This is a genomic window from Roseobacter sp. SK209-2-6, assembly GCF_000169455.1.
GTDB lineage: Bacteria > Pseudomonadota > Alphaproteobacteria > Rhodobacterales > Rhodobacteraceae > Pseudophaeobacter.
Map to the genome: position 1 here is coordinate 1 of NZ_AAYC01000015.1, position 17103 is coordinate 17103.

Annotated in this window: 15 protein-coding genes; 8 read left to right on the forward strand and 7 right to left on the reverse strand. The window is 58.0% G+C overall.

What is annotated here, in order from left to right:
• Positions 1-176: 176 nt before the first annotated feature.
• On the reverse strand, positions 177-1616 hold the full coding sequence (locus tag RSK20926_RS18800; protein WP_008209163.1) for an aldehyde dehydrogenase family protein: 1440 nt from the start codon (positions 1614-1616) through the stop codon (positions 177-179).
• Between the two features lie 300 nt (positions 1617-1916).
• Between RSK20926_RS18800 and RSK20926_RS18805 the strand changes: the two genes are divergently transcribed.
• The 3 genes from RSK20926_RS18805 (at position 1917) to RSK20926_RS18820 (ending at position 4468) form a co-directional block, all read left to right on the forward strand.
• Positions 1917-2567 carry a peroxiredoxin gene (locus RSK20926_RS18805; protein ID WP_008209165.1) on the forward strand — a complete coding sequence of 217 codons (651 nt, stop codon included), beginning with the start codon at positions 1917-1919 and terminating at the stop codon, positions 2565-2567.
• 311 nt (positions 2568-2878) lie between these two features.
• Positions 2879-3601 (forward strand): LamG-like jellyroll fold domain-containing protein, encoded by a 723-nt coding sequence (locus RSK20926_RS18815; RefSeq protein ID WP_037255802.1) that lies wholly within the window; start codon positions 2879-2881, stop codon positions 3599-3601.
• Between the two features lie 303 nt (positions 3602-3904).
• Complete coding sequence (locus RSK20926_RS18820) at positions 3905-4468, forward strand: DUF2711 family protein (protein ID WP_157133179.1); 564 nt, start codon at positions 3905-3907, stop codon at positions 4466-4468.
• On the opposite strand, the gene RSK20926_RS18825 is transcribed toward RSK20926_RS18820, so the two are convergent.
• The 3 genes from RSK20926_RS18825 to pnp form a co-directional block, all read right to left on the reverse strand.
• A complete protein-coding gene (locus tag RSK20926_RS18825; RefSeq protein WP_008209172.1) occupies positions 4465-5178 on the reverse strand; it encodes a glycosyltransferase family 25 protein in 714 nt (237 codons plus the stop codon). The genes RSK20926_RS18820 and RSK20926_RS18825 overlap by 4 nt on opposite strands.
• 74 nt (positions 5179-5252) lie before the next feature.
• The gene (locus tag RSK20926_RS18830; protein ID WP_008209173.1) at positions 5253-5945 is read right to left on the reverse strand and encodes an outer membrane protein; all 693 of its coding nucleotides are present in this window, start codon (positions 5943-5945) and stop codon (positions 5253-5255) included.
• Between the two features lie 235 nt (positions 5946-6180).
• Entirely contained in the window at positions 6181-8322 is a 2142-nt protein-coding gene (pnp, locus tag RSK20926_RS18835; RefSeq protein ID WP_037255804.1) for a polyribonucleotide nucleotidyltransferase, read from the reverse strand.
• A gap of 293 nt (positions 8323-8615) precedes the next feature.
• Here pnp and RSK20926_RS18840 point away from each other — a divergent pair, with 293 nt between their 5' ends.
• The 3 genes from RSK20926_RS18840 (at position 8616) to RSK20926_RS18850 (ending at position 11758) form a co-directional block, all read left to right on the forward strand.
• Positions 8616-9905 (forward strand): aminotransferase class V-fold PLP-dependent enzyme, encoded by a 1290-nt coding sequence (locus RSK20926_RS18840; RefSeq protein ID WP_008209176.1) that lies wholly within the window; start codon positions 8616-8618, stop codon positions 9903-9905.
• Positions 9906-10192: 287 nt separating this feature from the next.
• A complete protein-coding gene (locus RSK20926_RS18845) occupies positions 10193-11287 on the forward strand; it encodes a diguanylate cyclase (RefSeq protein ID WP_008209178.1) in 1095 nt (364 codons plus the stop codon).
• A gap of 42 nt (positions 11288-11329) precedes the next feature.
• Complete coding sequence (locus RSK20926_RS18850; protein WP_008209180.1) at positions 11330-11758, forward strand: PACE efflux transporter; 429 nt, start codon at positions 11330-11332, stop codon at positions 11756-11758.
• 4 nt (positions 11759-11762) lie between these two features.
• On the opposite strand, the gene RSK20926_RS18855 is transcribed toward RSK20926_RS18850, so the two are convergent.
• The gene (locus RSK20926_RS18855) at positions 11763-12086 is read right to left on the reverse strand and encodes an ArsR/SmtB family transcription factor (protein ID WP_008209181.1); all 324 of its coding nucleotides are present in this window, start codon (positions 12084-12086) and stop codon (positions 11763-11765) included.
• A 57-nt stretch (positions 12087-12143) separates the two neighbouring features.
• Between RSK20926_RS18855 and RSK20926_RS18860 the strand changes: the two genes are divergently transcribed.
• Positions 12144-13493 carry a pyridoxal phosphate-dependent decarboxylase family protein gene (locus RSK20926_RS18860; RefSeq protein WP_008209184.1) on the forward strand — a complete coding sequence of 450 codons (1350 nt, stop codon included), beginning with the start codon at positions 12144-12146 and terminating at the stop codon, positions 13491-13493.
• A gap of 12 nt (positions 13494-13505) precedes the next feature.
• Here RSK20926_RS18860 and RSK20926_RS18865 read toward each other — a convergent pair whose 3' ends face one another.
• Together RSK20926_RS18865 and RSK20926_RS18870 are read right to left on the reverse strand one after the other, a co-directional pair.
• The gene (locus RSK20926_RS18865) at positions 13506-14819 is read right to left on the reverse strand and encodes an FAD-dependent oxidoreductase (RefSeq protein ID WP_008209186.1); all 1314 of its coding nucleotides are present in this window, start codon (positions 14817-14819) and stop codon (positions 13506-13508) included.
• A gap of 93 nt (positions 14820-14912) precedes the next feature.
• Positions 14913-15215 (reverse strand): DUF6525 family protein, encoded by a 303-nt coding sequence (locus RSK20926_RS18870; RefSeq protein WP_008209188.1) that lies wholly within the window; start codon positions 15213-15215, stop codon positions 14913-14915.
• A 399-nt stretch (positions 15216-15614) separates the two neighbouring features.
• Between RSK20926_RS18870 and nhaC the strand changes: the two genes are divergently transcribed.
• Positions 15615-17063 carry a Na+/H+ antiporter NhaC gene (nhaC, locus tag RSK20926_RS18875; protein WP_008209189.1) on the forward strand — a complete coding sequence of 483 codons (1449 nt, stop codon included), beginning with the start codon at positions 15615-15617 and terminating at the stop codon, positions 17061-17063.
• Positions 17064-17103: the final 40 nt, after the last annotated feature.

Genomic DNA, 17103 nt, shown 5'->3' on the forward strand with positions numbered 1-17103 from the left:
CCAGGCCCAAGGTTCAAACGTGTTTTGGCCCATGCCAAAGCGCGTTTGAGGCGCGGGAGCTCTCTGCTTTTTTCCTGAAAGCTGAGTTCGGGTGGTTGCCGTGAGTTCCTCAAACAAAAACGCCACCGCAAAAGCGGTGGCGTCATATAGGTCGGGTTTTGGAGGAAACGATAGGGTTACTCTGCCGCCCAGCCGCCGATGGCTTTGACTTCCAGGAAGTCCTCGATGCCCCAGCTACCGCCTTCGCGGCCATTGCCGGACTGTTTCATGCCGCCAAAGGGGGAGCCGGCGCTGCGGGATTTGCCGTTCATTTCCACCATGCCAGAGCGCAGCTGACGGGCCAGACGATTGGCGCGCGCAGGGTCCTGGGTCTGCACATAGTTGGTGAGCCCATAGGGCGTGTCATTGGCAATCTCTATGGCTTCTTCTTCGGTGTCGAAAGGCAGGATTGCCAGAACCGGGCCAAAGATCTCTTCGCGGGCAACCGTCATCTGGTTGTTCACATCCGCAAAGACCGTTGGCTTGACGTAAAAGCCTTTGTTCAGCCCCTCGGGGCGGCCGGTGCCGCCGGCCACCAGTTTGGCGCCTTCGTCGATGCCTTCCTGGATCAGCCCCTGGATTTTGTTCCACTGCAGCTCGTTCACAACCGGGCCGATATGGCGACCTTCGGCGGAGGCGGGGCCAACTTCGACCTTATCGGCCACGGCCGCGGCTTGAGCAACAACCTGATCATAGATGCCGCGCTGCACCAGCATACGCGAAGGCGCATTACAGCTTTGGCCGGTGTTCTGCATCATATGCAGCACGCCGCGCTTCACCGCCTTTTCATCGGCATCCTCAAACAGGATGTTGGCGCCCTTGCCGCCCAGCTCCAGATGGACCTTTTTCAGGGTATCGGCGGCAGCCTTGGAGATCGCGGTGCCCGCTCGGGTGGAGCCGGTAAAGGAGACCATGTCTACATCCGGATGGCTGGAAAGCTGCGAGCCAACCCCCTGACCATCGCCGTTCACCAGATTAAAGACACCAGCAGGGAAGCCCGCTTCATCCATCAGTTCGGCAAAGATCATCGCATTGATCGGGCTCTGCTCGGAGGGTTTCAGCACCATGGTACAACCGGCAACGGCTGCGGCCCCCACCTTGAGGGTGATCTGGTTCATCGGCCAGTTCCAGGGGGTGATCAGGGCTGCTACGCCCACTGCCTCATGGATGATGCGATCGTTTGGGGATTTGTCATTCAGGGGCTTTTCAAACTCAAACCCCTTGGCCGCCTTGATGAAGTTCTGCAGATGCCAGGAGCCTGCACCAACCTGAGAGCTGCGCGACAGATCAATGGGCGCGCCCATTTCCATCGACATCGCCTGGGCGATATCTTCGGAGCGTGCCGCATAAAGCTCCAGCAGTTTCTCAACCAGGGCGATGCGCTCAGCAGGTGGGGTTGCCATCCAGCCGGGCAGGGCAGCCTTGGCGGCGGCAACGGCTGCATTGGTATCGGCTTCGGAGCCCAGCGAGATGACCGCACAGGCCTCCTCGGTCGAGGGGTCGATCACCTCGCAATCCTGCGGCTGAGAAGGGGCCACCCATTGGCCATTGATGTAAAAGTCACGTTTCTCGATCATGTCCGTCTCTCCCAAATCAGACGAGGGCACCAGCAGGGGTGCCAGGGGTCGGAGGCTACTCTGTCACCCCGCTGACCGGGGGGCAAGAGCGCTGGTGGAATAATTTGATCAAATTTTCCACCCCAAGGCAAGAGACCATGGGTCGACGCCATGATTTGGCTGAGGTCCGCTTGAACAAACTGGTGAAAACCGCGTCTTTACAACTTTTGCGCTGGTCAATCTGGCGCTGCGCTGTAACGTTGCGGCAGGATTTGAACCGTTCCCCATCGAGGGGCGGATTTGACGAAAGAGGAGAGTGCCATGGGCCTGCGTATCAATGATGTTGTTCCGAATTTCACCGCCGAGACCGATCAGGGAGAGATCAGCTTCCACGACTGGATTGGCGACAGCTGGGCCATTCTCTTTTCTCACCCCAAGGATTTCACCCCGGTTTGCACCACCGAGTTTTCCGCTGTTGCACAGCTGAATGACGAATGGGCCAAGCGCGGCTGCAAGGTGATTGGCGTTTCCGTTGATGGTGTCGAAGACCACAAGAAATGGAAAAGCGATATCGAGACTTATGGCAATGCCGCCGCCGGTTTCCCGATCATCGCAGACGAAGGTCTGGCGGTCTCCAAGGCCTTTGACATGCTGCCCGCCGAAGCCTATCTGCCCGATGGCCGCACCCCAGCTGATAGCGCCACCGTGCGTTCTGTCTTTATCATCGGGCCGGACAAGCAGCTGAAACTCTCGATGACCTATCCGATGACCGTGGGCCGCAATTTTGCTGAGATCCTGCGCGCGCTGGATGGCTTGCAGATGTCCTCCAAAGGGGTTGCAACCCCGGCCAACTGGGTTCCTGGTGAAGATGTGATCATCCCGCCCGCAGTGTCGAATGAAGATGCAAAGGCCAAGTTTGGCGAGTTCGAGACCATCTTCCCCTATCTGCGCAAAACCAAAGCGCCAGAATAAGAATACAAGCTTCGCAGAAGTGCAATGGAAGGGGCCTGTCGGCCCCTTCTTTAGTTGCGCAGGCACCCTTGCCCCAGAGGAGAACCATCCGCCGGAGCGGTGCTTTCTGCTGCAGGGGGAGGCGATAGCACAGGGCTGGAAGAAGGTGCTGGATCGTTGTCTCTACCGCGGCATTGTGGAATTCGTTAACGAATTCGATTGACTCAGCCGGTTCCAAGCTTCCATCCTGCGTTCACCTCAATTGAAGTAAAACTTTAGTGTTCTACTCGCCTGGCGAGCCAGATCTGAAAGCATTCAAAGGAAATTAGCCGATGACACTTAGATCGCTTGTGACTGCTACTGCCCTGTCTTTTTTTGCAGCGACGACTAGCAATGCCGCGACACTGGTTAGTCAATTTACCTTTGACTCAGGCTATACGGACACTGCAGGCGGCGCCACTGCAACGGGCATCGGCTCGGTTTCTGGCGGTCGCTACAACTTTGGTATCGATGAAGGATTGAGCGTCACCATGGGTGCCCCGCTCTCCGCTTACTCGATCGCCTTCAGCCTCGAGTTTGACTATTTCAACACCTACAACAGGTTGCTCGATATTTCGGGGCAAACCAGCGACAATGGTCTCTATGTCAACAACACAGGGCTGCGGTACTATAATGCAGCAGGCGGTTCCGGCCCATCCGGTGCCTTTGCCCCCAATGTGGATGCTACGGTTGTTCTGACTTTTGATGGGACAACGACAACCGGTTACGTAGACGGTAGCCAAGCCTTTTCCTTTGCGCAGAGTGGCACGGGCTATCTGGGCACGCTCACATCCTTTGACCTGTTTGACGATGACCATCCACCTGGTGTTGAGGAAGCGCCAGGCTCGCTTGATTTCCTAGAAGTCTACAGTGGTGTTTTAACCTCAACCGAGGTTGCGGCCTATTCTGGTCCGGCCCCTATCAGTCCGGTGCCGCTGCCCGCCGGTGGTATGCTTTTGCTGACAGGCCTGTTTGGCGCAGTGGCTCTGAAACGGCGCAGGAGATCTGCAGCCTAGTCAGTGGAGCTATAAGTTTTTGCAGAGAGCCTCCCGTTGACGGGAGGTCTTTTCCTTTGAGAGAACAAGTGTTTGCCCTATTCCCGCGCCATCTCAGATCCGCCTGACGGGGTTCCGGTTCTGGAGTATTATGCCAAGAGTTACGTCCATGTGTTTTTTGCCCTGAACCCATTTTTCAGAGTGCCTGGTTTTTCTCCGGAAACCGCAGCTTTTGGACCAATGCACCTCGAGTATGGATCTGACTTTGATCTGGTTGAGAGGTCGCGAAGCGGGAAATTGCCAGAGCGCCCAAATCAGGCTCCAATGGATTTTGAAGACTTAGTTAAGGCAACGGGCGAAGCGGTGTCCTGGCAAACCGTGAGAGGTGAGATTGGATCTCCGGATTTTCGTGATTTTGCATTGGCGGTTTGGCTGACGACGGTACATGGCGACAGGGGCAAAATTGACCCCTCAATCGCCCAAAAGCTTGAAAACTACCTTCGCCAGAATGATCTCTACCGCCCTGAGGAAGACATGCTCCCCGCAATTCAGGAGCCTGTTGTCGGGCGTTTCCTTGAAGCTTTGGGGATTGAAGAAGTCGAAGGCCACAATGAGTTTCGAGACAAACGGGCGACAATACCTGCCTCAGCCTTCAAGGCGGCAGAAAAATCTGTACTTGTAGAAACCTGTGAAGTTCACGCAATTTCGGCGGAAGGTCTACTGCTCACCTGGCCCCATGATCTTGTTTACGCGTTGATATGTATGCGTGATGACATGTTGCAACGGGCAAATCCGCAAGAGTATTTTGAAGGTGTCTGGGCTGGGAGTAAGGCCTGGGACGCCTTTCTTGTATCAGGAAACTACTTTTCCGAGTTTCAGAGAGGCTAGGCTTTTTGAGGGCGGGATGACACTTGCGCGCGGTAAAGGCTGCGTTTGAACTCGCGTGAGATCTTGTTGCTGCTCTTGCGTTTCTGAATTGTCGAACCACCAAGTTCCTGCGTCAGTTCGGAAACCCCATTGGGCAGGATCGTCTGGATCCGCTGGCCGTGGATCCAGTGCATTTGCAGGAAGGTATCCACCGGGCGATCCAGCACTTCAGTGGCGGTGAGCAGGCGCTTGGCTGCCTTGCGCCCTACCACCTGTGCCACAGTCTGAAGCCCGATGACCTTGGGTAGGAAAAGCTTGCTCTGACCCTCTTCGGCAATAACTTCGCGCGGGGCTTCGCGACGCTTGGCGGGCAGGCGGATGAAGCTTTCAGCATCCGCATGCGCTGAGATCAAAGCCAGAGTATCTCGCCATTGTTCCGGCTCCAGCGACAGATCATCCTCAACAATCATCCCATAGTCCCAGCCTGCGTCGACAATCCGCTGCCAGCAGCGCCGATGGGACAGAAAACAGCCAACTTCTCCAGGGGAGAGGGGGAAAGGGTAATGCGGGCGGTGCATATCGCCCTGGCGCAGCTCCTGCGCGTTGGTGGCGACCACTTCGCGCCCATTGACCGCCTCTGCCACTTCGGCATTGGGCAGGCGTTCAAGCAACTGCGCCACATTGGCTGCGCGTTTGCCACTGCTGGGCATATGAATGATCAGGGACCGCATGGTCCCGGAATATCCTTGAATGGCGGAGCTGGGAAGGGGGAAGCCCCGCCTCCCCCCAATTTGCGCAGGTGACTTTAGAACCGAAACCGCAGGCCAGCGTTGATGCTGAAGCTATCCAGATCATCCTCCACCACACCGGTGAGGGCACCGCTGGGGGCCAACCGGGGGCTAGCTACATCAAAGGCTCGGGCATAACGCGCATCAAAGACCAGGCTGGTCTGCTCATTCACCGCGTAGGAAACCCCCACGATTGCCTGGGCGGCAAAATTGGTATCATCACCTCGAATGACAACGCCCGGCCCATAGACAACATCAAGATCACTGCGTGTCAGCCCCAGGCCAAAGCCTGCAAAGGGGGTGAATTTGCCGCTTTGCTTGAAGTCGAACAGAACATTGGCAAAGAGCGAAGCGGAGCTGACATCTCCACTGACGTTGCCCTCAGGTGCGGGGCCGTTGCCAGAGAAGTTCACCGCGTCTGCGTCATTGTTCTGATAGGCGAACTCCAGCTCGATCCGGGTGCCGATATTGCTGTTGCTCCAGGCGACGACCTCTTTGCCGAGGGCAAAACGCAGCCCATAGCCATCGTCAAAATCCGTTGCAACAGACTGGCTGCCGCCTCCGATCTGGCCGGAAAAATCCGCGCCTTGCAGCTGGCTCAGCCCGATCTGTCCCTGGAGATAGAACCCCTCGGGCAGGGATTGGGCCGCAAGGGCGCTGCCGCTGATCAACAGGGCTGCGGTTGAGATTGAGAGTTTGGAGAATGTCATGGAGGAGGTCCTTAAGCAGTGTCTTCGCTGTAGGGAGAGTTCTGCTGCGGGAGCTGCGAAAAAGACAGAGGAGCGCCGGACACGCCGGGTCACATTATTCTAAACAGGTATGAACGAATAAAATCGGATCTGCGTTACTTGTTGGTTTCAAAGAGCTTTCCACACTGCTTCCGATCAAACGAGAAGGCCCCGGTGTTTCCACCGGGGCCTTGCTGAAATTCAGGACGAAGGAGGCTTAGTCAGCCGCTTCGCCTTTTTTCTCAGGTGCGATTTCTTCGCCGGTTTCCTGATCAACGATCTTCATCGACAGGCGTACCTTGCCGCGATCGTCAAAGCCGAGGAGTTTGACTTTGACTTCCTGGCCTTCCTTCAGAACGTCGGAAGGATGGTTCAGGCGGCGGTTCTCGATCTGAGAGACGTGCACCAAGCCATCGCGCTTGCCGAAGAAGTTCACAAAGGCGCCGAAATCGACGATCTTCACAACTTTACCGGTGTAGATGGCGCCTTCTTCGGGCTCTGCCACGATCGCGTGGATCATGTCATAGGCCTTCTGAATGGCTTCGCCGTTGGCGGACGCGATCTTGATCACACCATCGTCGTTGATGTCGACCTTGGCGCCGGAGACTTCGACGATCTCGCGGATGACCTTACCGCCCGAGCCGATCACTTCACGGATCTTGTCGGTTGGGATGTTCATGGTCTCGATGCGCGGTGCATGGACGGAGAACTCAGAAGCTTCGGTCAGAGCCTTGGCCATTTCGCCCAGGATGTGCAGACGGCCGTCCTTGGCCTGGGCCAGGGCTTTCTCCATGATTTCAGGCGTGATGCCTGCAACCTTGATGTCCATCTGCAGCGAGGTGATGCCTTTTTCGGTACCTGCCACTTTGAAGTCCATGTCGCCCAGGTGGTCTTCGTCGCCCAGGATGTCCGACAGGATCGCATAGGAGCCGTCGTCTTCCAGGATCAGGCCCATGGCCACACCGGCAACCGGTGCTTTCAGGGGAACACCTGCATCCATCATCGACAGGGAGCCGCCGCAGACCGAAGCCATGGAGGAGGAGCCGTTCGATTCGGTGATCTCGGAGACCACGCGGATGGTGTAGGGGAAGTCGGTTGCGGCAGGCAGAACCGCCTGCAGCGCGCGCCAGGCCAGCTTGCCGTGGCCGATTTCGCGGCGGCCGGGGCCGCCAACGCGGCCAACTTCACCAACCGAATAGGGCGGGAAGTTGTAGTGCAGCAGGAAGTTGGATTTGAAGTTGCCGTGCAGCGCGTCGATGAACTGCTCGTCGTCGCCGGTGCCCAGAGTGGTCACAACCAGGCCCTGGGTCTCGCCGCGGGTGAACAGCGCGGAGCCATGGGTGCGCGGCAGCAGGCCGGTTTCGGAAACGATGTCGCGGATCTCGTCGGTCTTGCGGCCGTCGATACGCTTGCCGGTTTTTACCACATCGCCGCGCAGGATGCCTGCTTCGAGCTTTTTCAGCGCGGAACCGAGGTTGGCGTCTTCCAGCTGCTCTTCGCTCAGAGCGCCTTTGATGGTTTCACGGGCGGCGGCAACAGCGGCGGTGCGCTCCTGCTTGTCGCTGATCGCAAAGGCCGCGCGCATTTCGGTCTCGCCTGCTGCTTTGACGGCCTCATAGAGGTCGCTGTAGTCAGGTGCGGCAAATTCGAAGGGCTCGTTGGCGGCTTCTTCGGCCAGCGAGATGATCAGGTCGACCACCGGCTGGATCTGCTCGTGGGCGAATTTCACTGCGCCCAGCATTTCCGCTTCGGACAGCTCGTAGGCTTCCGATTCGACCATCATCACCGCGTCTTTGGTGCCAGCAACAACCAGGTCGAGGCGCTGCTCAGGGTTCAGGCGCAGGTCCTGCATATCGTCGACGGTTGGGTTCAGGACGTATTCGCCATCCTCGAAACCAACACGGGCGCCTGCGATCGGGCCCATGAAGGGTGCGCCCGACAGGGTCAGCGCCGCAGAGGCCGCGATCATGGCTACCATGTCCGGGTCGTTGACCAGGTCGTGCGACAGCACGGTGCACATCACCAGAACTTCGTTTTTGAAGCCAGGCACAAACAGCGGGCGGATCGGACGGTCGATCAGGCGCGCAGTCAGGGTTTCCTTCTCGGTGGGGCGGGCCTCACGCTTGAAGAAGCCGCCAGGTACTTTACCGGCGGCATAGTATTTCTCTTGGTAGTGGACTGTCAGAGGGAAGAAGTCCTGGCCAGGCTTTTGCTGGCGGGCGAAGGTCACGTTGGCCATGACGGAGGTTTCGCCCAGAGTGGCGATCACCGAACCGTCTGCCTGACGGGCAACCTTACCTGTTTCCAGTGTGAGCGTCTCTTCGCCCCACTGCATCGATTTCTTTGCTACGTTGAACATGTCAGCATCCTAATTGGGAGCACTCCCAGGCGGATCCCGGGTCTCCCGTTTTTCACTAGCGGCCCCATTGCCGCCGGCCCCTTGCTATCTTTACTTTCGCGCGCCGGGGCCAGGCACGTGTCTCAGATAGGCCGCGCATACAGCAGTTTGCGCAGGAAAGAAAGCAAAAGCACTGCAACCCATGCCGGTTGGCAGGGCTGTGCCGGGGCCAGAGCCCCCTAAATCCCAGGGGAATGCGGCTTTGCCTGCGGTATGGGTTGGTTTTTAGGGCGTGCTACAGGATTGTCCTGGCGGTGATTCTGCGTGAGATTGCAAAGATCTCCGCCATTGAAGGTCTTGGTGGGACCCACCTGGCCTTCCTCAACAAAGGCCTTGGACTGACCATGACACCTGCATCGCTGACGCAATCTCTTTTGGATATGGAACAGGTGCGGGCGGATACGCCTGCCTGCGAGGAGGTTCTGCATTTCAACAATGCCGGATCCTCTCTGATGCCGGATGAGGTCTATGAGGCAATGCAGCAGGTCTTGCACAATGAGCGAGTCTATGGCGGCTATGAAGCGGAGCGCCTGGCAGCCGGGGATCTGGCCGCCTTCTATACAGAGTTTGCGGGCCTTCTGAACGCAGAGGCGGATGAAATCGCCTATGTGGAAAATGCGACGCGGGCCTGGGATATGGCCTTTTACGGGCTGGACCTGAAACCTGGCGATCGGGTGATCACCCATGCCTCGGAATATGCGTCAAACTACCTGGCTTTCCTGCAGCAGGCCAAACGCAAAGGGTTTCACATCGATCTCGCACCTTCGGATGCAACGGGTCAGATAGATGTGGCCGCGCTAGAGGCCCTCATCACCCCACAGACCCGCCTGATTGCAATCACCCATGTTCCAACTCAGGGTGGCCTGGTCAACCCGGCCGAAGCCGTTGGTGCATTGGCGCGCCAACATGGGATCTTTTATCTGCTCGACGCCTGTCAGTCGGTTGGCCAGATTGACATCGATGTTCAAAAGATCGGTTGCGATGTGCTGACGGGGACTGGGCGCAAGTTCCTGCGCGGGCCACGCGGGACTGGGTTTCTTTATGTGCGTCGCGAGGCGCTGGAGCAAATCGACCCGCCCTTTGTTGACCTGCATTCCGCCCTCTGGACAGGGGCTGATCGCTATGAGCTGGCCAAGGGTGCGCGCCGTTTTGAAAACTGGGAGAGTTTTGTTGCGGGGCGCGTCGGCTTGATGGCGGCAGTGCGCTATGCGCAGCGTATGGGCCTGCCCGCCATCGAGGCCCGTGTTGCCCAAGTGGCCGATAAGCTACGGGAGGCTTTATCAGATATTCCGGGGGTCAGTCTGCACGATCTGGGCGAGAGGAAATGCGGGATCGTAACTTTCCGAAAAGCAGGTCAAGACCCAGTGCAGATGGCCGCAACCCTGCGCGAGCAACGCATGAATGTCTCAGTTTCCAAACTCACTAGCGCGCGCCTGGATCTGGAACCCCGTGATCTGCCCTCTCTTGTGCGGGCCTCGGTGCATTATTTTAACACCGAGGAGGAAGTGGCGCGCTTTGTCCGCGCTATTGATGTGATAGGCTAAGGACGCCTCATTGGTCTCGTTCGCGCAGTGACTTGTCGGGTTAGGCTATGGGCCCTTGCCCGTGTTTGCGCTGCGGGCGCGAAGGAATGGGAAAATTGACGGTGGATTTTTGCCTGTAAATTAATCTTAACGGGCATTTATTGCTGTTGTAGATTGTGTGGATCGACTCGTGCTCACCAATAGGTAAGATTTTGAATAGTCTTTGAAAATGGGCGGTGGTGTGGTCCACCAATCTAAGTCAGCAAAATGCGATGCAATCAAACTCATTGAAATTCACTGCGACTAGTATGACCAAACAGGTCTTCGATAATATCTCGCAATCTTTGGCGGAGCAGCTGGGGATTACCGATGCCGATATTCAAGAGCGCAAGGATCTTCTGGGGCTGACCAAAGAGGATGAGGAACAGCTGGGCGCCCTGCGCGAGGCCGCCTTTCGCTTTTCCCAAACCATTGTTGAAGAGTTTTATGTCCATCAAACCTCTGTGCCGCAGATCCGGACACTGATTGGCGACAGCGAGACGCTGCAACGGCTTCAGGATTCGATGCGCGATTATGTTTTGTCCCTGTTTCAGGGCGAATATGCGGCGGAATACGTAAATTCCAGGCTGCGTATCGGCAAGGTGCATGCGCGTATCGGGGTCCCGCCCAAACTCTATGTCTCGTCTCTTCAGGTGTTGGAAAGCATGATTTGTGAACACCTACGAGAGCTGGACCCAGAAAACGCGCCTGTGGAGCCTCTGCGACGCCTGATGATGTTTGATCTGCAGTTTGTTTTTGACACCTACATCCAGGGTCTGGTGTCAGAGGTTGCTTTGGCGCGAAACGAATTGCTGGAATACTCCCGATCCCTGGAGAAAAAGATCGCTGAACGGACCGAGCGTATAGAGAAGCTCGCCTGGCTGGACGATCTGACCGGTATCAAGAACCGGCGCGCTTTCTTTGCTGCGGCTGCGCAAGAGTTGAAATCAGCCAAGCGTAGGAAAGGGAGACTGTCGCTGATCTTTGCGGACCTGAATGGCTTTAAACATATCAATGATAGCAGAGGCCATGCTGCGGGGGACCGGGTGCTGCAGCGCTTTGCGGCATTGCTGCGCCGGGTCTGTGGCGGGGAAAACCATTGTTTTCGCTATGGTGGGGATGAGTTCTGCGTTCTGTTGCCCGGCGCGGGGACTGCCGATGTCCGGGAGTTTTCCGATCATCTGCGCAAAGAGCTGGAGAGGGAGTTTAAGGGCGATCTGACTGTGAGCATAGGCGTTGCCAGTGCTTCCCCAAAATCTTACCCGGTTGTCGATGCTTTTGTAGCTTTTGCGGATGCGGGCATGTATCAGGATAAGCAGGCCGCCCAGCAGGGTGGGACATCTAAGGCAAAGGCCGGGAAATGAAGCGGCGGTTTCGGAACTGCTACTTTCTGTGAGAGTGAAGAAATGCGCAAGACCGCAGACCGCATCCGCCACGCGGTAAGCTTTGAAATCATTGGTATTCTTCTTATTGTTCCGCTTGGATCCTGGGCCTTTGGCATGGAGATGCATGCAATCGGGGTTGTCGCCATAGTGGGGGCGACCATCGCGACCCTCTGGAACTATCTCTACAATCTGGGCTTTGACTGGCTGATGCAGCGGCGCCTGGGGCATACGCGGAAATGGCCCAGCTTGCGGGTCTTTCATGCGCTTCTGTTTGAAGCCGGTCTCTTGACCGTCCTATTGCCCTTTATTGCCTGGTATCTGCAGATCAGCCTCTGGACCGCTTTGGTGATGGACCTGGGATTCGCAGGTTTCTACCTTGTTTATGCCTTTGTCTATAACTGGGCCTATGACGTGGTCTTTCCCATTCCCGAGGCCCCAGCCGCGGACTGAAGCGTTACTTTTCTGAGGCTGCCTTGAAGCTCAGCGCGAGTGCCTCCAGTGCTTTGCGATCTGCCTTGTAGAAGACCCAGTTCTTGATTTTCTTGGAGGTGACCAGCCCGGCCTCTTCCAGCATCTTCATATGGTTTGTCACGGTCGGCTGGCTGAGTTCAGTGCGCTCGGTGATAAAGCCGACGCAGACGCCATCCTCCACCAGATCACCATCACGCTGAGGCGGGAAATAGGCTTCGGGGTCCAGAAGCCAATCCATGATCTGCACCCGATGCGCATTGGCAAGCGCGCGCAGGGCGGGGAGGTGATCCGGCAGGGGGTTGAGCATATTGATAAAAACCTATATAGATTCTTTTCGATGTAGGTTGGCTGAGGGGAAATTGCCATGAATGAGCTGGAGTTGCTAGAGGAAGCTGATCGCCGGGGGCGAAAGTACCTGGCCGGAAATGACACTCGCCGCGCCTTCCCCAATGCGCAGAGCATAGCGGCCCTGTCTGGTTTCAACGAAGCCTTGCCCTATCTGGGACGACCTGGGATGGAAACACTTGCTCTGATGGATGACCTTGGCTCACCGGCGACGGTTGCCAACAATGGCCCAAACTATTTTGGCTTTGTCATTGGGGCGAGCCTGCCAGCCGCCGCTGCGGCAGAGCGTCTGGCCATCGCCTGGGATCAATGCGCTTCCACCGAGGATGGCAGCCCGGCGGCCTTTGCGATCGAAAGCCAGGCGGCGCGTTGGTTGCTGGAAATCCTCGACCTGCCTCGGGAGAGTGCCGTGGCCTTTGGCACCTCTGCAACGGCCTGCGGGCTGAGCTGCCTGGCAGCGGCGCGGGCAGCGCTTTTGGCGCGCCTGGGCTGGGATGTGGTCAATGATGGCCTGTCTGGCGCGCCAGAGATCAAGGTGGTGGTGCCCGCAAGCACCCATGTCACCATTCGCAAAGCCCTGCAGGTTCTGGGCTTTGGCTGGAACCGGGTGATCAAGGCACCGGTGGACGAGCAGGGCCGGATCAAGCCCGAAGACTTGCCAGAACTGGACCAGCGCACGCTGTTGATCCTGCAGGCAGGGGAGGTCAACACAGGTGAATTCGATCCGTTCTCAGAGATCATCCCCCGCGCCAAAGCCGCAGGAGCCTGGGTGCATGTGGATGGTGCCTTTGGCCTCTGGGCCCGCGCGGCGCCAGAACTGCACCACCTGACAAAAGGCGTGGAGGGTGCTGATAGCTGGACGACGGATGGCCATAAATGGTTGAACACGCCCTATGATGGCGCCATGGCGATCTGTCGGGACCCGCAGGCGCTTGCCCGGGTCATGAACAGCGATGCGGCCTATTCCACCGCCTCGGCAGAGGCGCAAAAGAACCTGACACTGGAGTTTTCGCGTCGGGCACGCGGCATTCCGATCTGGGCCGCCCTACGCTCCCTGGGGCGTGACGGGGTGGCCCGGTTGGTTACCGGGCACCATGACCAGGCGCAGCGCATCGGGCAGGCTCTGCAGGCGGCGGGCTTTGAGGTTCTGAACCGGGTTGTGCTCAACCAGGTGCTGGTGCGTGGCCGCAGCGATGCAGCAACCGAGGCGATCCTGAAACAGGTTCAGGACAGCGGTGTCGCCTGGTTTGGCGCTTCCGTTTGGGAGGGGCGACCCGCTTTCAGGATCAGCCTCTCTTCATTCCGGACCGGAGACAGGCATGTGGAGCAATTGATTGGCCTGCTCTGCTCGATAGGTCCGGAAGGATAGGGCGCGCGTGGCTCAGACCTCTGACAGGGGGGTGTCGCCTAGCCCCCTTATGCCCTGTCTTTGCAGATCCGCGATCAAAGCGGGGGTATCAACCTGCTGAACTGATTGGCCGGTGCTGATGACCTGGGCTGCTGCGGAGCCACAGGCCTGCCCCATCGCCATGCATTGGGGCATGCCGCGCACAGAAGCAAAGGCCATCGGATCGGCAGAAAGGATGCGGCCCGCGAACATGAGATTCTCGATCTCTTTTGGGACCAATGCGCGGAAGGGCAGCGTGTAGTAGCTGCCCGGCGCCACAATTGCCTCGTGGGTCATCTCATCGGATGAGCGCATCACGTCATCGATCGGATTGTCGCAACAGACGATGCCGTCGGGGTATTTGGTGCCGCGTGCCAGATCCTCTCCGTTGATGGTGACCATGCCCTCCAGCTTGCGGGTTTCGCGCACGCCTACGGTTGGCCCCAGCATGCTCATCCGGGCCTGTTCGAAACCGGGCACATCAGCGCGCAGGAACTCTGCCATCTGCAGACAACGACGGCGGCCTTCCTGAGTGGCGCGTGCTACACCAGCGGGATCGGTCCCATCCACATCCCGGATCACCACAGAATTGCAAAAGACACTGTCCTGATGAAACCCTTTCATCAGATAGAGCTTGCCCAGATCCTCGTGCAGGCGCCCCTCGGCGATGCCCCTGGCGGCATAGTCTTGAAAATAGGGGTCTCCCTTGGCAAAGACCCGGTCCCAGGGCGCATTCTCCATGAAAAAGGTAAGCGTCACGCCCATCATGCGGCCCTGCTCATCGCCCAGACGGTAGGGCACCCCTGCCTTGGCGGAAATGTCACCATCACCGGAGCAATCGATGACCACCTGTGCTGCGGTGCGATGCAGCCCATGGCGATTGCAATACTCCACAGCAGCGATGCGCTTGCCCTCCATCAGCGGGGAGAGTGCGGTTGCGTTCAGCTCCACCTCGACACCGGCCTCCTCCAGCATCTCAAACATGGTCAGTGTCGTAATGTCATGATCATAGAGGATCTCTGGGCCGAAGTTTTCCAGCGTACAGGGACGTTTCTCCGCCGCAGGAGGCGACATCTGGGTCAGGCGATTGGCCAGTTCTTCTAACACGCCGCCAATGATGGTGTCGCGAGGGTAGCCACCACCCCAGGGCATGCCGGGACAAAAGGCCATGACACCGCCAATCTTGGGCCCGGCTTCCAAAAGGCGAACCGAAAGACCCTTGCGCCCCGCTGCCACCGCCGCCCCAAAGCCTGCGGTGCCACCGCCAATCACCAGCACATCTATCTTGCTGTTCTCTGCCTGTTGCATCGCGCTGCCCTTCCTCAGTGACCAGATACCCACGCGCCGTTTTGAAAACGGTCTGGAGATTTGGCCAAGCTTTAAGCGGGCACAGGTGAATGTCTAGCAGCGGAAAAGGGCTTTGGGTGTCGTTTTCCGACCGGGTCTGCCCCCCTCCCGCGCCAGTGTTGCGGCCTCTGCCCGCTCTAACCGTTCCAGACACTCGGCGACTGCGCCACCCCGCGCCTGGGTCTTCTTCCAGACCGCCTGACAAGAGGCCGCAGACCAGGGCATTTTTGCATTCTGCATCCAGAGGCGGAGTTCCCGTGGCAACTGGTCATAGGCCCTCATCGGGTTGCCCCGCCGGGCCCGACGTTTCAAAGAGGTTTGTCCAAGATTGTTTTTGGAGGTTTTGCGGGCGGTCATGGATGGTGCTTCATTATGTGATAACATCACATACATCGTGAAATTGAGAAACTCCATGGGTTTTTGGCCCAGTCATCGCGGATGAACACCAAGCCGGGCGGGGTTTGGCCAAATGAGCAGGGTGCCCTGTATTCAGAACCCTTTGAAAAATGCCGCCCAAGTGCAGTAAGTTGCCAGGTCTTGCACTGGGCTCCTTCCCCTTCTCGTCATGGGTATTCCCCTATTGGGAACATTCTCCCCCATGCGGTTCGGCCTGCGCAGATGTCGCAAATTCTGATCATTCCGGCGCGCTGGCATCGAGTCTGGCAGAGCAATCTCTGTTGTTTTGCGACATCCGCCGCATCCAGGCGACCTGATCCAAGGGAGGAGAAACCCGTGTCACACTCTGATTCACGCATTATGAAACCCGGGCTGGGAATGGCGCTGCTGCCGATCCTGCTGACGCTAGCAGTTTTGGCTGTGCAGCTGTTTTACTTTGGCGATTTCACGCCGCATATCCCCCTGGCGATCGGTATCGCCATCACGGCACTGGTCGGCCTGAAACTGGGTCACAAGTGGGACAATATCGAAGAAGGCGTGTTCCACGTCATCAATATTTCGCTGCCGTCGGTGTCGATCCTGATCACCGTTGGCATGATTGTTGGCATCTGGATTGCCAGCGGCACCGTGCCAACGCTGATCTACTATGGTCTGAAGATCCTGTCGCCGGAGCTGTTCCTGGCCGCAGGTATGGTGTTGTGTTCCATCGTGTCGGTCTCGCTCGGCACCTCCTGGGGTACTGTGGGCACCGTTGGTCTGGCGCTGATGGGTATTGGTGCGGGCTTTGGCATTCCGATGTATTGGACCGCTGGCGCAGTGGTTTCAGGGGCCTTCTTTGGCGATAAGATCTCGCCTTTGTCAGACACCACCAATCTGGCCCCGGCGGTGACTGGTACCAACCTGTTTGACCACATCCGCAACATGCTGCCGACCACGGTGCCGTCGATGCTGATTGCGCTGGCGATCTATCTGGTTGTGGGCTTTACCCTGATCGACACCTCGAAGGTCTCGTTTGAACGCATCGATGCGATCACCACCGCGCTGGACAACGCCTTCTGGATCTCTCCGCTGATGCTCTTGCCTGCTTTGCTGGTCATCGTGCTGGCGGTGAAGAAGCAGCCCCCCATTCCGTCACTCTTTGCCGGTGCTGTTGTTGGCGGCATCATGGCAATGGCCTGCCAAGGCGCGGGCCTGCATGAGACCTTTACCTTTGCCAATAGTGGCTATTCCATCGACACAGGTGTGGCAGAGATCGACCCACTGCTGAACCGCGGCGGCATTCAGTCGATGATGTGGACCATCTCGCTGGTGCTGCTGGCGCTGGGCTTTGGCGGCGCGCTGGAGCGCGTTGGCTGTCTGCAGGCCATTATCGAAGTGATCATTGCCCGGGTGAAAAGCTTTGGTGGTGTACAGACCTCGGCCATCCTGACCTCGGTGGCGACCAATGCTGTTGCAGGGGATCCTTATCTCTCTATAGCTCTGCCGGGGCGGATGTATGCACCGGTCTATCGCGGCATGAAATTTTCGCCGCTGAATCTCTCACGCGCCATCGAGGAAGGCGGCACGCTGGTCTCGCCGCTGATCCCCTGGAATGCGGGCGGCGCCTTTGTGATCTCGGCGCTGGCGCTGGGGATTGCCGACGGCAATTTCGAGAACCTCCTCTACATCCCGCTGGCCTTTGCCTGCTGGCTGTCGCCGCTCATCGGTATCTTCTACGCGATGACCGGTTTGTTCTCACCCAAGGCCAGCGCAGAGGAAATCGTCGCCTGGGAAGAAAGTGGTGAGCCGGTCGCAAAAGTGACTGCCTGATCACCCAAGCGCGCCGGGCAATTCCCTTCCCCCGGCGCGC

Bases quoted from the DNA above. Each gene is read 5' to 3' on its own strand.
- RSK20926_RS18800 (WP_008209163.1), bottom strand. From the start codon at position 1,616: ATGATCGAGAAACGTGACTTTTACATCAATGGCCAATGGGTGGCCCCT.
- RSK20926_RS18805 (WP_008209165.1), top strand. From the start codon at position 1,917: ATGGGCCTGCGTATCAATGATGTTGTTCCGAATTTCACCGCCGAGACC.
- RSK20926_RS18815 (WP_037255802.1), top strand. From the start codon at position 2,879: ATGACACTTAGATCGCTTGTGACTGCTACTGCCCTGTCTTTTTTTGCA.
- RSK20926_RS18820 (WP_157133179.1), top strand. From the start codon at position 3,905: ATGGATTTTGAAGACTTAGTTAAGGCAACGGGCGAAGCGGTGTCCTGG.
- RSK20926_RS18825 (WP_008209172.1), bottom strand. From the start codon at position 5,178: ATGCGGTCCCTGATCATTCATATGCCCAGCAGTGGCAAACGCGCAGCC.
- RSK20926_RS18830 (WP_008209173.1), bottom strand. From the start codon at position 5,945: ATGACATTCTCCAAACTCTCAATCTCAACCGCAGCCCTGTTGATCAGC.
- pnp (WP_037255804.1), bottom strand. From the start codon at position 8,322: ATGTTCAACGTAGCAAAGAAATCGATGCAGTGGGGCGAAGAGACGCTC.
- RSK20926_RS18845 (WP_008209178.1), top strand. From the start codon at position 10,193: ATGACCAAACAGGTCTTCGATAATATCTCGCAATCTTTGGCGGAGCAG.
- RSK20926_RS18850 (WP_008209180.1), top strand. From the start codon at position 11,330: ATGCGCAAGACCGCAGACCGCATCCGCCACGCGGTAAGCTTTGAAATC.
- RSK20926_RS18855 (WP_008209181.1), bottom strand. From the start codon at position 12,086: ATGCTCAACCCCCTGCCGGATCACCTCCCCGCCCTGCGCGCGCTTGCC.
- RSK20926_RS18860 (WP_008209184.1), top strand. From the start codon at position 12,144: ATGAATGAGCTGGAGTTGCTAGAGGAAGCTGATCGCCGGGGGCGAAAG.
- RSK20926_RS18865 (WP_008209186.1), bottom strand. From the start codon at position 14,819: ATGCAACAGGCAGAGAACAGCAAGATAGATGTGCTGGTGATTGGCGGT.
- RSK20926_RS18870 (WP_008209188.1), bottom strand. From the start codon at position 15,215: ATGACCGCCCGCAAAACCTCCAAAAACAATCTTGGACAAACCTCTTTG.
- nhaC (WP_008209189.1), top strand. From the start codon at position 15,615: ATGAAACCCGGGCTGGGAATGGCGCTGCTGCCGATCCTGCTGACGCTA.